We start from the raw sequence: 17,866 nt of genomic DNA, 5'->3' as shown, positions 1-17,866 counted from the left end.
GACGCATTGCAATGCTGGCAAGACCCGCCAGTCACAGCCTGCGCCACAAACGGTACAAAGTGTCACAGGGGCTGTACCGCAAGCGTCACAAACGCTGCCCATCCGTCCGACAAAAAACGCGCAAGGCCTTGATTTACCTGACCTGCAAGGCGCTGGCCCGACCTTTGCTCTACGCTTAATGCAGCGCTTTAGCGCGTCCTCCCTTATAAGCACAAAAGCCAAGGAGAAACCCATCATGCGTTACGCTCACCCCGGTACTGAAGGCGCTATCGTTTCGTTCAAGAGCAAATACGGTAACTACATCGGCGGCGAGTTCGTCGCGCCTGTCAAAGGTCAGTACTTCACCAATACATCGCCGGTCAACGGCCAACCTATTGCCGAATTCCCGCGTTCCACAGCCGAAGACATCGAAAAGGCCCTGGACGCTGCCCATGCCGCCGCCGATGCCTGGGGCGCCACGTCCGCCCAGGCACGCTCGCTGGTGCTGCTGAAAATCGCTGATCGCATCGAACAGAACCTGGAACTGCTGGCAATCACCGAATCCTGGGATAACGGTAAGGCCGTGCGCGAAACCCTCAACGCCGACATCCCGCTGGCCGCCGACCATTTCCGCTACTTCGCCGGTTGCATCCGCGCCCAGGAAGGCAGCGCCGCCGAGATCGACGGCAACACCGTTGCCTATCACATCCATGAACCGCTGGGCGTGGTCGGACAGATCATTCCGTGGAACTTCCCGATTCTGATGGCCGCCTGGAAACTCGCCCCGGCCCTCGCCGCCGGCAACTGCGTGGTCCTTAAACCGGCCGAGCAAACCCCGCTGGGCATCACCGTGCTGATGGAACTGATTGGCGACCTGCTGCCACCCGGCGTACTCAACGTGGTGCAAGGCTTCGGCAAAGAAGCCGGCGAAGCACTGGCCACCAGCAAGCGCATCGCCAAGATCGCTTTCACCGGCTCGACCCCGGTCGGCTCGCACATCATGAAATGCGCCGCCGAAAACATCATTCCGTCCACCGTGGAGCTGGGTGGCAAGTCGCCAAACATCTTCTTCGCCGACATCATGCAAGCCGAACCGACCTTCATCGAAAAAGCCGCCGAAGGCCTGGTGCTGGCATTCTTCAACCAGGGCGAAGTCTGCACCTGTCCGTCCCGCGCATTGGTGCAAGAGTCGATCTACGACGACTTCATGAAAGTCGTGATGAAGAAAGTGCTGTCGATCAAACGTGGCGACCCGCTGGACACCGACACCATGGTCGGCGCCCAGGCGTCCGAGCAGCAATTCGACAAAATCCTTTCGTACCTGGAAATCGCCAAGGGCGAAGGCGCCGAGCTGCTGACCGGCGGCAAGGTGGAAAAACTCGAGGGCAGCCTGGCGACCGGGTATTACATCCAGCCGACCCTGCTCAAGGGCACCAACAAAATGCGCGTGTTCCAGGAAGAAATCTTTGGCCCGGTGGTGAGCATCACCACCTTCAAGGACGAAGCCGAAGCCCTGGCCATCGCCAACGACACCGAGTTCGGCCTGGGTGCCGGTCTCTGGACCCGCGACATCAACCGCGCCTACCGCATGGGCCGCGCCATCAAGGCCGGTCGCGTGTGGACCAACTGCTACCACCTGTACCCGGCGCACGCCGCGTTCGGTGGCTACAAAAAGTCCGGCGTCGGTCGTGAAACCCACAAAATGATGCTCGATCACTACCAGCAGACCAAAAACCTGCTGGTGAGCTACGACATCAATCCGTTGGGCTTCTTCTAAAAACCGGGGGCGATACAGGTGTTTCTGTATCGCCCTTCAAACAGCTATCGCGAGCAGGCTCGCTCCCACATTGGATTTGGGTCAGCCCCCAAAAGTGGATTCGCCACTTAACCCTGTGGGAGCGGGCTTGCTCGCGAAGGCAACCTCAATGACACCCCCATCATCGCCCTGCTGGTCTGGCATGGGCTTTGCGTGCCCGCTCCACACCTAAACGCCATACCCGAAAGTCCAACAGATCAAACAATAAAAAAGACAGAGAGGACTTATGACTTCTACTACACAGCTCAAACCCACACTCGGCACCCTGCATCTATGGGGCATTGCCGTCGGCCTGGTGATTTCCGGCGAGTATTTCGGCTGGAGTTATGGCTGGGGCACCGCAGGGACCCTGGGTTTTCTCGTCACCGCCTTGATGGTGGCGACGATGTACACCTGCTTCATCTTCAGTTTCACCGAATTGACCACCGCTATTCCCCACGCTGGCGGGCCGTTTGCCTACAGCCGTCGGGCCTTCGGTGAAAAAGGCGGACTGATCGCCGGCATTGCCACCCTGATCGAATTCGTCTTTGCGCCACCGGCCATTGCCATGGCCATCGGCGCCTACCTCAACGTGCAATACCCGGAACTGGACCCGAAGATCGCCGCTGTTGGCGCCTATTTCGTGTTCATGGGCTTGAATATCCTCGGCGTGAGCATCGCAGCCACGTTCGAACTGGTGGTCACCGTGCTGGCGGTCGCCGAGTTGCTGGTGTTCATGGGCGTGGTCGCACCGGGCTTCAGCTTCAGCAATTTCGTGCTCAACGGCTGGTCGGGTTCCAACGAATTCACCATGGCCTCGATCCCCGGCATCTTTGCGGCGATACCTTTCGCGATCTGGTTCTTCCTCGCCATTGAAGGTGCAGCCATGGCCGCCGAGGAAGCCAAGGACCCGAAACGCACGATTCCCAAGGCTTATGTCAGTGGCATTCTGACCCTGGTGTTCCTGGCCATCGGCGTCATGGTGATGGCTGGCGGCGTCGGCGACTGGCGCCAGCTGTCGAACATCAACGATCCGCTGCCTCAGGCGATGAAAGCTGTGGTCGGCAATAATTCGACCTGGATGCACATGCTGGTGTGGATTGGCCTGTTTGGCCTGGTGGCAAGTTTCCACGGGATCATTCTTGGCTACTCACGACAGTTCTTCGCCCTGGCTCGCGCCGGTTACCTGCCCAAAGGGCTGGCCAAACTCTCGCGTTTCCAGACACCGCACCGGGCGATTCTGGCGGGCGGCGTGATCGGCATCGCGGCGATCTACAGTGACGGCCTGGTCAACCTGCAGGGCATGACGCTGACGGCTGCGATGATCACCATGTCGGTATTCGGCGCCATCGTGATGTACATCATCAGTATGCTGAGCCTGTTCAAGTTGCGTAAAACCGAGCCGAACCTGGAACGCACCTTCCGCGCCCCGGGTTACCCGATCGTACCGGGGATCGCGCTGTTTCTGGCGGTGGTGTGCCTGGTGGCGATGGCATGGTTCAACACGCTGATCGGCTGTGTGTTCCTCGGGTTCATGGCGGCCGGTTACCTGTATTTCCAACTGACTGCCAAGCAGCGTTCCGACGCGCCGGCGGATGCGATGCTCGAAGGCGTCTGAGTTGCACCGGCGCCGGGCTGATTCCCGGCGCCTGCCATATTGAAGTGCACGCAGTTCCCCATGTGGGAGCGAGCCTGCTCGCGATTGCGGTCTGACATCCAAAACATGTGTTGAATGACACACTGCAATCGCGAGCAGGCTCGCTCCCACAGGGGTTCGGCGGTGCATTTGAGTTATTTATTGAATCAGGAGGACACCGCCCCATGGCCATATTTGCCCATACCGTCGGCGCCCAGACCTACCGCTTCGACAGTCTCAAAGACGTCATGGCCAAAGCCAGCCCGGCGCGCTCCGGGGACTTTCTCGCCGGCGTTGCCGCCCTCAATGATGGCGAGCGAGTGGCTGCGCAGATGGCCCTGGCTGACATCCCGCTGACTCACTTCCTGCAGGAAGTACTGATTCCTTACGAGACCGATGAAGTCACCCGGCTGATCATCGACACTCACGATAAACAGGCTTTTAAAGCGGTCAGCCACCTCACTGTCGGTGGCTTTCGCGATTGGCTGCTCAGCGACGCCGCCGACGAACAGAGCCTGCGCGCGCTCGCTCCGGGCCTGATCCCGGAAATGGCCGCCGCCGTGTCGAAGATCATGCGCGTGCAGGACCTGGTGCTAGTGGCGCAGAAAATCCGCGTGGTCACGAAATTCCGCGGCACTCTGGGCCTGCGCGGCCGACTCTCGACACGCCTGCAACCCAATCACCCCACCGACGAACCGGCCGGCATCGCCGCGAGCATTCTCGACGGTCTGCTGTACGGCAACGGTGATGCAATGATCGGCATCAACCCGGCCACCGACAGCATCGCTTCGATCTGCGCCATGCTGGAAATGCTCGATGCGATCATCCAGCGCTACGAAATTCCTACACAGGCCTGCGTGCTGACCCACGTCACCACCTCCATCGAGGCGGTGAATCGCGGCGTTCCGCTGGACCTGGTGTTCCAGTCGATCGCCGGCACAGAAGCGGCCAACGCCAGTTTCGGTATCAACCTCAACGTCTTGCAGGAAGGCTATGACGCGGGCTTGAGCCTGAATCGCGGCACGTTGGGCCAGAATCTGATGTATTTCGAGACCGGCCAGGGCAGCGCCTTGTCGGCCAACGCCCACCACGGCATCGATCAACAGACCTGCGAAACCCGCGCCTACGCCGTGGCACGCCATTTCAAACCGTTTCTGGTGAACACCGTCGTAGGCTTCATCGGCCCGGAATACCTCTACAACGGCAAACAGATCATCCGCGCCGGTCTCGAAGACCACTTCTGCGGCAAGCTGCTGGGCGTGCCAATGGGTTGCGACATCTGTTACACCAACCATGCCGAAGCCGATCAGGACGACATGGACACCCTGCTGACCCTGCTGGGCGTAGCCGGGATCAACTTCATCATGGGCATTCCCGGCTCTGACGACATCATGCTCAATTATCAGACCACGTCGTTCCACGACGCCCTCTACGCCCGGAAAACCCTGGGCCTGAAACCGGCGCCGGAGTTTGAACAGTGGCTGGCGAACATGGGGATCTTCACTCAGGCAGACGGCAAAATTCACTTCGGCGACAACCTGCCGCCGGCCTTCCGTCAGGCCATGGCGCAACTGGGATGAGTATTGAGATGGATAAACCACCTGTCGATCCGCAAAACCCATTGCTGGAACTGCGGCGCCTGACCCCTGCACGTATTGCCCTAGGTCGTACAGGCACCAGCATGCCGACCAGCGCACAGCTGGATTTTCAGTACGCCCATGCACAGGCCCGGGATGCGGTGCATCTGGCGTTCGATCACATGGGGCTCAGTTCGCAACTGGCCGAGCGTGGACGTGAAAGTTTGTTGCTGCACAGCGCCGCTACCGACCGGAACAGCTATCTTCAGCGCCCCGATTTGGGGCGCAAGTTGAGTGATCAGTCGGCGCAGACCCTACGCGATTACGCACTGAGCCATCCTGGCGGCATGGATCTGGCCATTGTGGTGGCCGATGGCCTCTCGGCATTGGCCGTTCATCGCCACACCTTACCGTTTCTGGCGCGCATGGAAGAACAGACAGCCGCTGAAGGCTGGTCCCTGTCGCCGGTGATTCTGGTGGAACAGGGCCGAGTCGCGGTGGCCGACGAGATCGGCGAACTGCTGGACGCGAAAATGGTGGTCATATTGATCGGCGAACGCCCCGGCTTGAGCTCGCCAGACAGCCTGGGGTTGTATTTCACCTATAATCCCAAAGTCGGACTGACAGATGCCTATCGCAACTGCATCTCGAATGTTCGGCTCGAAGGCTTGAGTTACGGCATGGCGGCACACCGCTTGCTGTATTTGATGCGCGAAGCCTGTCGGCGGCAGTTATCAGGGGTCAGTCTGAAGGACGAAGCCCAGGTTCAGACGCTGGAGTCGGACATTGGTGCAGATATGAAAGGTAATTTCCTACTGAGCCCGTCGGATACCTGAACCGTTTCCGCATTGCGTTTCTATTCAGGTTTCAGGCAGGATCGATGCACGGCCGCCAGGGTTTCCCGTCGCCGTCACCACGTAAGACAGCCACTTGAAGACGAGACCTACCATGCGGATTATTCAAGCGACCCTCGAACACCTCGACCTGCTGACCCCGTTGTTCGTCAAATATCGTGAGTTTTACGGTTCCCTGCCGTATCCGGACTCATCCCGGGCGTTCCTCGAGAAACGCCTGCGACGCAAGGAATCGGTGATCTACCTGGCCCTGGCCGATGACGACAACAACAAACTGATGGGTTTTTGTCAGTTGTACCCGAGCTTTTCGTCTCTTTCGCTTAAACGCGTGTGGATCCTCAACGACATCTACGTCGCCGAAGACGCCCGTCGCCAGTTGGTGGCCGACAACCTGATCCGCACCGCAAAAAAAATGGCCAAGGAAACCAATGCCGTGCGCATGCGCGTTTCCACCAGCAGCGATAACGATGTCGCACAGAAAACCTACGAATCCATCGGGTTCAAGGAAGACACCGAGTTCAAGAACTACGTGCTGCCAATCAGTGAGGAGCTGTAACACAGCTTGAAGCTGCGTGCCCTTGTGGTGAGGGGGCTTGTCGGAACGCCGCATTGCCCCGTTCGGCTGCGCAGCAGTCGCAAATTGCTGAATGCGCGGTATGCCTGAAAAAACGCGCCGTCCGGTTTAGGGGTCGCTTCGCAACCCAACGGGGGCAAGCCCCCTCGCCACAAGGTAATGCGCAAGGCCATATACCTGTGGTCGACCCATCGACATCCCTCGCTACAAACTCGACGCGTTTTTCACTTGTCACCCCGTATAATGCCCACTCTTCCGGCTCGTAAGAAAAATCACACTTAGCTGTAGTCTTACGCGAAGCCATCCGCACAGGCCTGCAGAGTCGGGCCATCACCACAGGTGCTTTCCATGGATTTCAACCCGATCGACCTTATCCTGCATCTCGATGTTTACCTCGACCTGCTGGTGACCAACTACGGGTCATGGATCTACGCCATTCTGTTTCTGGTGATCTTCTGCGAAACCGGTCTGGTGGTGATGCCATTCCTGCCGGGTGATTCCCTGCTGTTCATCGCGGGCGCCGTGGCGGCCGGTGGCGGCATGGACCCGGTGCTGCTGGGCGGCCTGCTGATGCTGGCGGCGATTCTCGGTGACAGCACCAACTACGTGATCGGCCGCACCGTTGGCGAACGGTTGTTTCGCAACCCGAACTCGAAAATTTTTCGCCGCGACTACCTGCAACAAACTCACGAGTTCTACGACAAGCACGGCGGCAAAACCGTGACCCTGGCGCGCTTCATGCCAATCATCCGCACCTTTGCCCCCTTCGTCGCGGGCATTGGCAAAATGCCTTACCCACGATTCTTTGCCTTCAGCGTCCTCGGCACCATCCTCTGGGTAGGTGGCCTGGTGACCCTGGGTTATTTCTTCGGCAACGTACCGTTCATCAAGAAAAACCTGTCGCTGCTGGTAGTGGGCATCATCCTGCTATCGCTGCTGCCGATGATCATCAGCGTGATCCGCAGCCGCCTCGGTCATGCTGCGTCCAAAGCCGAACCCCGCTGACTCACGATGTGGTCCCTTAGCGCCTGGCGACGCCAGCGCACCCTGACCAGGCATCCGATTGCCGACGACATGTGGCAACGGGTGCGTCATTACTTGAGTTTTCTCGATGGCCTCAGCGCAGCCGAAGATCAGTGGCTGCGCGAAGCCTGCGTGCTGTTCCTGCAAGACAAACACCTGACCGCCCTGCCCGGCGTCGAACTTCACCAGGAGCAACGCCTGCTACTCGCCGCCCAAGCCCAATTGCCACTGCTGCATCTGGGCGATCTGAACTGGTATCAGGGCTTTCACGAAATCATCCTTTACCCCGACGATTTCCTCAGCCCCCAGCGCCATCGCGATGCCAGCGGCGTTGAACATGAATGGGACGGCGAACACAGCGGCGAAGCCTGGCAGCAAGGCCCGATCATCCTCGCCTGGCCTGGCGTGATGGCCAGCGGTGGCTGGGAAGGCTACAACCTGGTCATCCACGAACTCGCGCACAAACTCGACATGCTCAACGGCGACGCCAATGGCCTGCCACCGCTGCATGCCGATATGCGCGTCAGCGACTGGGCCAAGGTCATGCAAGAGGCCTATGACGACCTCGATCGGCAACTGGATCGCAACCCTGACGCGCAAACCGCCATCGACCCGTACGCAGCGGAAAACCCCGCCGAGTTCTTCGCGGTCACCAGCGAATACTTCTTCAGCGCCCCGGATTTGCTGCACGAGGCTTATCCACAGGTCTATGAGCAGCTGAAGCTGTTTTATCGGCAAGATCCGCTGGCGAGACTGAAGCAACTTCTGGTCGAGAACCCTGTCTATCAGGCACACGACTAGCGGGCACCTGGGTCTCTACGACCTCTGGCGCATGGCAACGACGGCGGAATATGCCTATAATCGCCGCCACTTTTTGGTCAATCCGGCCAAGTGTTTTTGGCCAACTAACGGGGGCACCGCCCAATGAGCTACAGCAAGATTCCGGCTGGCAAAGACCTGCCGAACGACATCTACGTCGCGATCGAGATCCCGGCCAACCACGCGCCGATCAAATACGAAATCGACAAAGACAGCGACTGCCTGTTCGTTGACCGTTTCATGGCCACCCCGATGTTCTACCCGGCCAACTACGGTTACATCCCGAACACCTTGGCCGACGACGGTGATCCCCTCGACGTGCTGGTCGTGACCCCTTACCCGGTTGCTCCAGGTTCGGTAATCCGCGCGCGTCCAGTCGGCATCCTGAACATGACCGACGACGGCGGCGGCGATGCCAAAGTGATCGCGGTTCCACACGACAAGCTGTCCCAGCTGTACGTCGACGTGAAGGAATACACCGATCTGCCTCCGCTGCTGATTCAGCAGATCGAGCACTTCTTCGCGAACTACAAAGATCTCGAAAAAGGCAAATGGGTGAAGATTGAAGGCTGGGCCGGCGCAGATGCCGCCCGCGACGCGATCACCAAGTCGGTTGCTGCCTATAAAGGCTGAGAAGCCGCTTAGCTTCTAGCTGCGACGTTTGAAGAAAAACCCCGGTTGATCCGGGGTTTTTTGTGGGCGCTCCATTCAGATACTCACCTTTTTAACGGTACGTATAGCGCTTCTTGGCTTTGGTTTTTTCTTGTTTAAATTCCACTAAAAGCGTCTTACATCCAGTCTTAAATTTCCCTCGAAATTTGAACGGATCGTTTATTCAACCCCCCATCCTGCGCCAGTAAACTCGTGTTTATGAAAAAGAACACTAGCGGCCCACGGTTTAAAGCACTCCTCGAAGCAGCGAAAATCACAACCACAGGATTTGCCGCTTTCTTCGACACGGAAGCGCAAAATATCCACAACTGGTACACCCGAGGTGTGCCCGCCTACCGCATGGAAGAGGTCGCCAGACTACTGTCTGTAAACAGCGACTGGCTAAAAACCGGCGAAGGCCCGAAAGAATCCTCACGCCTGCGCGTGCTCGACGAGGCCGGTAACACCTTCGACGCCCAGGCCATCCGCGGCATCTACACGGTGATCGAGGCCATCGACGTCGAGCTGCCCTTCTACAAAGAAACAACCACCGCCCCGGGCTCCAACAAAACTCACGTCGTCAAAGACCCCAGCCAATCCATCCGCCTGCCCCGCAGCCATCTGGACTCCCTGGAAATCAACCACGCCGACGCTATTTTTACTCACATGATCGGCAACAGCATGGCCGAAAAGATTGAAGACGGCTCGACGCTTGCAATCGACCGCGGGCTTACTCAGGTTATTGATGGGGAAATTTATGCGATCGAGCATGACGGGATGCTGCGGATCAAATACCTGCATCGAATGCCGGGGAATGCGCTGCGGTTGCGCAGTTACAACAAAGCCGAGTATCCAGACGAGATCTTCAGTGCCGAGCAGATCGACAAGCAAAACATCAGGGTATTGGGATGGGTATTCTGGTGGTCGACGCTCAACAAACGGCGGCCGTCTGTGCCCTTCCTGTAAGCACGTAACTCTGTGATCCACTGTGGGGAGGGGGCTTGTCGGAACGCCGCATCGCCCCGTTCGACTGCGCAGCAGTCGCAAACCATTTACTGTGGCGGACAGTCCATGGTCACCGGGTTTACGACTGCTTCGCAGCCGAACGCAGCCTTCGGCAGCCGCTACACCTCAGCGCAATCGCTCTACCCGCATACCAAGCTGGGAATTCCTCAAAAAAATCAGTATGCTGCGCCCCACATTTGCGCATCGCCCCTTCTTCAGGCTCAGATCGCACCGATAAGGCAGATGACTTTCTCGCCGAGTCCCACAGCCGGACGCAAGATCCGGGTGTACGTTTTGAAGGCTGGCGCGGTTTACCAAAAATAAACCAAGCCAGTCCCCGAGAAGCCGGCCACAAGCCGGCTTTTTAATGCCTGAAAGATATGCTTTGACCTGCAGCCCACTGCAAATGGGTCGAGTCCAGACCGCGATATTGCGCGATTCAGTCGCACCCGGACGTCGGGGACACCCTGTCGATGGCTGACCGGTGAGCCGAATAGACGTCATATTCGGCTCACTATATGAGCCGAATAGCATTTTTGATCGGTTCATCCCAGAACTATCCCCGCCACTAACACATTAATCATGATAGCCACAGAGCCGCATTGACTCCCAAAAACCATTGGCCGAACCGCCCCGCTCATTTGCCCATAACCCCTATGTCTGCTAGTGTCGCGCCGGTTTAACGTCAACCGGAAATAGCCGCCATGGCCCGCAAAAAAGCTGCACTGGATTTCGAACAATCTCTCGCTGACCTGCAAACGCTGGTGGAGCGTCTGGAGAACGGCGAATTGTCGCTGGAAGACTCGCTGACCGCTTTCGAGCAGGGCATCGGGCTGACCCGTGATTGCCAGGCGGCTCTGGCTCAGGCCGAGCAGAAGGTTCAAGTGCTGCTCGAGCGTGATGGTGAGCTGGCCGAGGAACCCTTCGACGCGGATCAGCCAGAATGATTGCGGCGTATTCGGCGACCAGCCAGGCCCGCGTCAATGCTGCACTGGAAACCCTGTTCAGCCCCCCGAGCTCTGAACTCGCCCGCCTCTACGAAGCCATGCGCTACAGCGTGATGAATGGCGGCAAGCGCGTACGCCCGTTGCTGGCCTACGCCGCGTGTGAGGCGCTGGGCGGCAAGGCTGAGCAAGCCAACGGCGCGGCCTGCGCGGTGGAGCTGATCCACGCCTATTCGTTGGTGCACGACGATTTGCCGGCCATGGACGACGACGATCTGCGTCGAGGCCAGCCGACTACGCATAAAAAATTCGATGAAGCCTGCGCAATCCTCGCTGGTGACGGTTTGCAGAGTCTGGCCTTCAGCGCCCTGCTCGACCCACGCCTGAGCAGTTGCGACGCCGAAACCCGTCTACAGATGGTCAGCGCCCTAGCGTTGGCGGCGGGCCCGGCGGGCATGGTCGGCGGGCAAGCCATCGATCTCGGTTCGGTGGGCCTGAAGCTCGATCAAAAAGCCCTTGAATACATGCACCGGCACAAGACCGGCGCGTTGATCGAGGTCAGCGTCAAGCTCGGTGCCTTGGCCAGCGGTCATGCCGCGAAGGACGAACTGAAGTCCTTGCGGAGTTATGCACAGGCCATTGGCCTGGCATTTCAGGTCCAGGACGACATTCTCGACGTCGAAAGTGACACCGAAACCCTCGGCAAACGCCAGGGCGCCGACATCGCCCGGGACAAGCCGACCTACCCGGCTCTGCTCGGTCTTGACGCGGCCAAGGCCTATGCCCTGGAACTGCGCGACCAGGCCCTGCACGCGCTGCGACCGTTTGACGCGGCGGCCGAGCCGTTGCGCGATCTGGCCCGGTATATCGTCGATCGCCGCAGCTGACGGCGTATCCGCCAAAAAAAACCAACGCGTGGGCAGGGGGCGATGCATCAGGTAAACTGCCGCATCTTTTATACCTATAACGATTCGCCTGATGCCCACGACGTTTCATGAGATTCCCCGCAAGCGCCCGACCACGCCCCTGCTCGACCGTGCCAACACGCCGGACGGCCTGCGCCGGTTAGGCGAAGCCGAGCTGGAAACCCTGGCTGATGAGTTGCGCCTGGAATTGCTCTACACGGTCGGTCAGACCGGTGGGCATTTCGGTGCCGGCCTGGGCGTCATCGAGCTGACCATCGCGTTGCATTACGTCTTCGACACCCCGGATGACCGGCTGGTGTGGGACGTGGGTCATCAGGCCTATCCGCACAAAATCCTCACCGGCCGTCGCGAGCGCATGAGCACCCTGCGCCAGAAGGACGGCATTGCCGCCTTCCCGCGTCGCTCCGAGAGCGAGTACGACACCTTTGGCGTCGGCCACTCCAGCACGTCGATCAGCGCAGCGCTGGGCATGGCGATTGCCGCCCGCCTGCAAAACAGCGATCGCAAGGCGATCGCGGTGATTGGCGACGGCGCACTGACCGCCGGCATGGCCTTCGAGGCGCTGAACCATGCGCCGGAAGTAGACGCCAACATGCTGGTGATCCTCAACGACAACGACATGTCGATCTCGCGCAACGTCGGCGGGCTGTCGAACTATCTGGCGAAAATCCTTTCCAGCCGCACTTACGCGAGCATGCGCGAAGGCAGCAAAAAGGTCCTCTCGCGTCTACCCGGCGCCTGGGAAATCGCCCGTCGCACCGAAGAATACGCCAAAGGCATGCTGGTTCCCGGCACGCTGTTCGAAGAGCTGGGCTGGAACTATATCGGCCCGATCGATGGCCACGACCTGCCGACCCTGATCGCTACCCTGCGCAACATGCGCGATCTGAAAGGCCCGCAATTCCTGCACGTGGTCACCAAGAAAGGCAAAGGCTTCGCTCCGGCGGAAGTCGACCCGATCGGTTACCACGCCATCACCAAACTCGAACCTGTGGATGCTCCGGCCGCCGCGCCGAAGAAAGCCGGGGGGCCGAAGTATTCCGGTGTGTTCGGTGAATGGCTGTGCGACATGGCCGCGGTTGATCCGCGTCTGGTCGGGATTACCCCGGCGATGAAGGAAGGCTCCGACCTGGTGGCCTTCAGCGAGCGCTTCCCGGAGCGTTATTTCGACGTGGCGATTGCCGAGCAACACGCCGTGACCCTCGCGGCTGGCATGGCCTGCGAAGGCGCAAAACCGGTGGTGGCGATCTATTCGACGTTCCTGCAGCGCGCTTACGACCAGCTTGTGCATGATGTGGCGGTGCAAAACCTCGACGTTTTGTTCGCCATCGACCGCGCAGGTCTGGTGGGTGAAGACGGCCCGACGCACGCGGGTAGCTTCGACCTGTCGTTCCTGCGTTGCATCCCCGGCATGCTGGTGATGACCCCGAGCGACGAAAACGAACTGCGTAAGATGCTCAGCACCGGCCACCTGTACAACGGCCCGGCGGCGGTGCGTTATCCGCGCGGCACTGGCCCGAATGCGCCGATCGCTAAAGACCTCGAACCGATTGAAATCGGCAAGGGTGTCGTCCGCCGTCAGGGCAGCAAAGTCGCCCTGCTGGTGTTTGGCGTGCAATTGGCCGAGGCACTGAAAGTCGCCGAGAAGCTGGATGCGACCGTGGTCGACATGCGTTTCGTCAAACCGCTCGACGAAGCACTCGTTCGCGAAATCGCCGGCAGCCACGAGTTATTGGTGACCGTCGAAGAGAACGCAATCATGGGCGGTGCCGGTGGCGCGGTCAGCGAGTTCCTTGCCCGCGAGAACATCCTCAAGTCGGTGCTGCACCTGGGCTTGCCGGACGTTTATGTCGAGCACGCCAAGCCTGCACAGATGCTGGCTGAGTGTGGGCTGGATGAGGCCGGAATCGAAGAAGCGGTGCGTCAGCGCCTGCAACTGCTGAATATCTAATCCTCTGGCTACATGCAAAACCCTGTGGGAGCGGGCTTGCTCGCGAATGCGGTGTATCAGTCGGCATCAATGTTGACTGACACACCGCATTCGCGAGCAAGCCCGCTCCCACATTTGATTTGTGTTCACCCCAAAGTGTCGACGGACTGTTTATGAAACTCTCCCCTTTTGCCCTGATGCTGACCCTCCTGCCGGCCGGCCAACTCTTGGCCGACACCTTCGAACGCGACCAGGCCCTGAAACTGCCGGACGTGCTGATCAGCGCCAACCGTCAGGTCGAAGCGCGCAACGACAGCAGCGCCGCCAACACGGTGTTCACTCGCGACGACATCGACCGTCTGCAACCGAGCAGCGTTACCGACTTGCTGCGCCGCGTACCGGGCGTGCAGGTCGGGCAAACCGGGGGGCGTGGCAGTCTGCCGGGGATCTACATCCGTGGTACCAAGTCGGCGCAAAGCCTGGTGCTGGTCGACGGCCAGCGCATTGGCAACTCGACCTCCGGCGACAGCAACCTGCAACACATCAACATCGAACAGGTCGAGCGTGTGGAAGTACTGCGCGGCTCCCGCTCGGTGATTTACGGCAGCGATGCGATTGGCGGGGTGATCCAGATCTTCACTCGCCGTGGCGACGAACAAGGCCTGCAACCACGCATGCACGTCGGGGTGGGCAGCAACCAGACCTGGGAGCGCAGCCTCGGATTGTCCGGCGGCAACGCGCAGACACGCTTCAATCTCGGTGCCAGCCTTGATGAAACGTCAGGCATCAATCGCACGCACGAGTCTTATCCCAGTGATGGCGATCACGATGAATACCGCAATAAGTCGGTCAGCTTAAGCCTGAGCCACGCGCTCACCGACGACATCGAAATCGGCGCCAATCTGCTGGATAACCAGGGCAAAAGTGCTTTCGACAATCCGTTCGGTCGCTTCGACATGAACACCTTCGAATCGGTCCAGCAGCAGCCCTACAGCGAGTTCTCCGTGAGCAGCGTCAGCAGTTACGCCGACGCGCGGATCAATGACCGGTGGAAAACCCGCATCGAGTTCGGCCACAGCGAAAACCGTGAAAAGACACTCGACAAGCTCAGCGATGAACGCAGCGTGTTCAACACCTATCGCGATTCGGTGAATTGGCAGAACGACCTGACCCTGGATGAGCGCAACAGCCTGATCCTCGGCGGCGACTGGTACGAAGACCGAATCAATAGCAGCACAGCGTTCGACGAAGACAGCCGCTGGAACCGCGCAGCGTTTATCCAGCATCGCTATCAGGCCGACAGTTTCTCTACCGAACTGGGCCTGCGTCGTGACCAGAACCAGCAGTTCGGCAGCCAGAACAGCTGGAGCGGCACGTTCACCCTGCCGCTGAACCTGGACAACGATGTGCTGTTGACCTACAGCGAAGGCTTCCGCGCGCCGACCTTCAACGACCTGTACTACCCGGACTTCAGCAACCCGGACCTGAAACCCGAGACCTCGAAAAGTTATGAGCTGCAGTGGCGCAGTCAGCTGACGCAAAGCAGTCGCCTTGAAGCTTCGCTGTACCGCACAGATCTGGAAGACGCGATTATTTTCGGCAGCAACAACCGCCCGGCGAACGTCGCTTCGGCGCGGATCAACGGTTTTGAAGCGGCTTTGAAACAAGAGCTGTTCGGCTGGCAGAGCAACCTCGGCATAGCAATCATCGACCCACGGGATCGCGACAGCGGCCACACCCTCGCCCGTCGTGCACGGCGGACTTTGAGCCTGGATCTGGATCGGCAGTTCGACCGGTTCGGCCTCGGGGCCAGTTGGCAAGCGGTGAGCAGCAGTTATGACGACGAGAACAACCAGCAGCCGCTGGGCGGATATGCGTTGTTGGGGTTGCGTAGCAGTTGGGCGCTGAATCGCGAGATCAAGCTGGAATTGAAGGTCGATAACTTGCTGGACAAGGGTTACAGCCGGGCGTTGTACAGCCATGACGGCAGTCAGTATGGGTATCGCGAAGAAGGCCGAGCGTGGATGTTCGGGGCGACCTGGACGCCGGAGTTTTGATCTGAGATCAGCGGTGCTCAGGCGGGCCTCTTCGCGGGCAAGCCTCGCTCCTACAGAGCTTGGTGTTGTCGAAAATTTTTTGATCGACTCAAACCCGTAGGAGCGAGGCTTGCCCGCGAAGGCCGCGCCTCGGTCTTAATGGTCTGGCGCGATCAACTGGCACAACTTGGCAGTCGCTTCGATCATCTGCCCACTCGGCCGCTCCAGCCCCTTATCCGTCACCAACAGCAATTGCCCCTGCGCCACCGCCGTTACCTGAGGCCAGGTCTTCCACGCATCGAGCTGCGCCTGATCACTGGCCAGAATCACCTCGGGATTGCGCTGCAATACCGCCTCCACACTGACCTGCGGAGCAGGCTGCGTCAGGTCGGCAAACACATTGCGTGCCCCGCAGACCTCCAGCGCATCGCTGATGATCTGCCCGCCGCCCACGGTGTACAGCGGCCGATCCCAGACTTGATAAAACACCCGTATCGGCTCATCCCTTCGATAACGCTGGCGCAGGGAATCGAGTCGTTGACGCAGATTTTCGGCCAACGAAACGCCACGCTCCGCTCTGCCAAGTTGCGTAGCAATCGCTTCAATCTGGGCGGCAAGTTGTTCGAGGTCGTGAGGTTCGGCGACATAGGTGGGGATGTTCAGCCGTTTGAGCTGTTCACGCTGAGCCGGCCCCACACTGCCCGGCCAGAGCAGCAACAGATCGGGTTTGAGGCTGAGCAGTCGTTCCATGTCCAACTGGCCGTAGCTGCCAACGGAAGGAATGTCTTTGAGTTCAGCGGGACGTTCGCCTGCATCCAGCACACCGACTAGCAGGTCAGCCGAGTTCAGCTCAACGACGATTTCAGAAAGCGACGGCGCCAGACTGACGACCCGCTCGACCGCAGGCGCCGAGCCGCTGACGGCCAGCAGCAACACCGCCAGCCAGATGCTGCGCATCAGCCGAGTTGACGCGGGATACGGTAGAGGTAGAACAGCACCGCGGTCGACAGCGCCAGCAGCACCAGCGGCACAGCTTCAAGCCCGACGAATACCGCCAGCGCACCGATCCAGGCGGGCAGGCCGGCGACCAGAAACGCGGCACGGCGTTTCGCGGCCAAGGCGATCCAGGCGGCGGGTTCTTCAGGGGTATCGAGGGCTTTCTGGGTGGCAATCAGTGCGTGCTTGTAGCCGCCAAAGAACTTCAGGCTGACAAACATCGAGGCCACACCGGCGATGAACAACGGCATGGCCAGCACCGGTAGAATCGCCTCGCTTTTGCCGAATACACCGTTGATCACGAACAGCGGCAGCAAGGCCAGCGCCAGATACTGCCACCAGTTGACGGACAGTCGCCGCCGTACCTGACCGCGAGTCACGCCCGGTCAGCCTCGCCCTGATGCTCGTTGCCCATCATGTGGTCGAGCTTGCTGGCCTTGGTCGCCAGATAGAGTTTGTTGTGCGGGTTGTGCCCGGTGTGCAACGGCACGCGCTCGGCAACCACGATGCCCATGTCGGTCAAGGCTTTGACCTTGCGTGGGTTGTTGGTCATCAGACGCAGGGACTTCACGCCCAGGTGCTCCAGCATCGGCAAGCACATGGCGTAGTCGCGCTGATCGGCGGCGAAGCCCAGACGCTCGTTGGCTTCAACGGTGTCGGCACCGCCATCCTGCAATTCATAGGCGCGGATCTTGTTCAGCAGGCCAATGCCGCGACCTTCCTGACGCAAGTAAAGCAACACGCCACGGCCTTCACGGGCGATCGCCTGCAAGGCTGCCTCGAGTTGCGAACCGCAGTCGCAACGCTGGCTGAACAAGGCATCGCCGGTCAGGCATTCGGAGTGCAACCGGCCGAGTACCGGAGCACCGTCGGCGAACTCACCCAGGCTCAGTACTACGTGCTCGCGCCCGTTCTCTTCATCGAGAAAGCCATGCATGGTGAATTGCGCAAAAGGCGTTGGCAGCTTGGAAGCGGCGACAAAAACGACAGGCACCGGTGTGCTCCTGATCTATAAGTACTGAAGATTCGCAGAGGCGGCATTGTAACAGCACGTTCCTGCAGACGCTTAGGCTGAATTATGGGGCATAACGATCAAAATGTTTGATCAAGAGGCCAAGCCA

At 59.6% G+C, this 17,866-nt stretch carries 16 protein-coding genes; 13 read left to right on the top strand and 3 right to left on the bottom strand.

Annotated elements, in window-relative coordinates:
* The first annotated feature begins 235 nt into the window (after window positions 1–235).
* The 13 genes from exaC to AB4O41_RS20365 all read left to right on the top strand — a co-directional run bounded on the left by exaC (window position 236) and on the right by AB4O41_RS20365 (window position 15,770).
* The gene (gene exaC, locus AB4O41_RS20425) at window positions 236–1,756 is read left to right on the top strand and encodes an acetaldehyde dehydrogenase ExaC (RefSeq protein WP_460144426.1); all 1,521 of its coding nucleotides are present in this window, start codon (window positions 236–238) and stop codon (window positions 1,754–1,756) included.
* Between the two features lie 265 nt (window positions 1,757–2,021).
* A complete protein-coding gene (eat, locus tag AB4O41_RS20420; RefSeq protein ID WP_123359078.1) occupies window positions 2,022–3,392 on the top strand; it encodes an ethanolamine permease in 1,371 nt (456 codons plus the stop codon).
* A 203-nt stretch (window positions 3,393–3,595) separates the two neighbouring features.
* Complete coding sequence (locus AB4O41_RS20415; protein WP_460144425.1) at window positions 3,596–4,990, top strand: ethanolamine ammonia-lyase subunit EutB; 1,395 nt, start codon at window positions 3,596–3,598, stop codon at window positions 4,988–4,990.
* An 8-nt stretch (window positions 4,991–4,998) separates the two neighbouring features.
* Complete coding sequence (gene eutC, locus AB4O41_RS20410) at window positions 4,999–5,823, top strand: ethanolamine ammonia-lyase subunit EutC (RefSeq protein ID WP_460144424.1); 825 nt, start codon at window positions 4,999–5,001, stop codon at window positions 5,821–5,823.
* Between the two features lie 112 nt (window positions 5,824–5,935).
* Window positions 5,936–6,397 carry a GNAT family N-acetyltransferase gene (locus tag AB4O41_RS20405; protein ID WP_460144423.1) on the top strand — a complete coding sequence of 154 codons (462 nt, stop codon included), beginning with the start codon at window positions 5,936–5,938 and terminating at the stop codon, window positions 6,395–6,397.
* Window positions 6,398–6,763: 366 nt separating this feature from the next.
* Window positions 6,764–7,420, top strand: a complete 657-nt coding sequence (locus tag AB4O41_RS20400; protein ID WP_460144422.1) for a DedA family protein — start codon at window positions 6,764–6,766, stop codon at window positions 7,418–7,420.
* Window positions 7,421–7,426: 6 nt separating this feature from the next.
* A complete protein-coding gene (locus AB4O41_RS20395) occupies window positions 7,427–8,239 on the top strand; it encodes a M90 family metallopeptidase (protein WP_460144421.1) in 813 nt (270 codons plus the stop codon).
* 123 nt (window positions 8,240–8,362) lie between these two features.
* Entirely contained in the window at window positions 8,363–8,890 is a 528-nt protein-coding gene (gene ppa / locus AB4O41_RS20390; RefSeq protein WP_008052339.1) for an inorganic diphosphatase, read from the top strand.
* A 237-nt stretch (window positions 8,891–9,127) separates the two neighbouring features.
* The gene (locus AB4O41_RS20385) at window positions 9,128–9,874 is read left to right on the top strand and encodes a S24 family peptidase (RefSeq protein ID WP_460144420.1); all 747 of its coding nucleotides are present in this window, start codon (window positions 9,128–9,130) and stop codon (window positions 9,872–9,874) included.
* A 743-nt stretch (window positions 9,875–10,617) separates the two neighbouring features.
* Entirely contained in the window at window positions 10,618–10,860 is a 243-nt protein-coding gene (locus tag AB4O41_RS20380; protein WP_007894317.1) for an exodeoxyribonuclease VII small subunit, read from the top strand.
* On the top strand, window positions 10,857–11,744 hold the full coding sequence (gene ispA / locus AB4O41_RS20375; protein ID WP_460144419.1) for a (2E,6E)-farnesyl diphosphate synthase: 888 nt from the start codon (window positions 10,857–10,859) through the stop codon (window positions 11,742–11,744). Before AB4O41_RS20380 ends, ispA begins: the two co-directional genes overlap by 4 nt.
* Window positions 11,745–11,835: 91 nt before the next feature.
* Complete coding sequence (dxs, locus tag AB4O41_RS20370) at window positions 11,836–13,734, top strand: 1-deoxy-D-xylulose-5-phosphate synthase (protein ID WP_460144418.1); 1,899 nt, start codon at window positions 11,836–11,838, stop codon at window positions 13,732–13,734.
* A gap of 152 nt (window positions 13,735–13,886) precedes the next feature.
* Window positions 13,887–15,770 carry a TonB-dependent receptor domain-containing protein gene (locus AB4O41_RS20365; RefSeq protein ID WP_460144417.1) on the top strand — a complete coding sequence of 628 codons (1,884 nt, stop codon included), beginning with the start codon at window positions 13,887–13,889 and terminating at the stop codon, window positions 15,768–15,770.
* A gap of 135 nt (window positions 15,771–15,905) precedes the next feature.
* Here AB4O41_RS20365 and AB4O41_RS20360 read toward each other — a convergent pair whose 3' ends face one another.
* The 3 genes from AB4O41_RS20360 to ribA are packed head-to-tail and all read right to left on the bottom strand — an operon-like array spanning window position 15,906 to window position 17,739.
* Window positions 15,906–16,706: a cobalamin-binding protein gene (locus tag AB4O41_RS20360; protein WP_460144416.1), complete on the bottom strand. Its 801-nt coding sequence runs from the start codon at window positions 16,704–16,706 to the stop codon at window positions 15,906–15,908.
* A complete protein-coding gene (locus AB4O41_RS20355; protein WP_460144415.1) occupies window positions 16,706–17,125 on the bottom strand; it encodes an MFS transporter in 420 nt (139 codons plus the stop codon). The genes AB4O41_RS20360 and AB4O41_RS20355 overlap by 1 nt, the downstream gene beginning before the upstream one ends.
* On the bottom strand, window positions 17,122–17,739 hold the full coding sequence (ribA, locus tag AB4O41_RS20350; RefSeq protein WP_027924335.1) for a GTP cyclohydrolase II: 618 nt from the start codon (window positions 17,737–17,739) through the stop codon (window positions 17,122–17,124). Before ribA ends, AB4O41_RS20355 begins: the two co-directional genes overlap by 4 nt.
* Window positions 17,740–17,866 lie beyond the last annotated feature (127 nt).

This window comes from Pseudomonas sp. S2_A02 (genome assembly GCF_054668495.1).
This window is presented reverse-complemented; position numbering and strand designations above follow the sequence as displayed.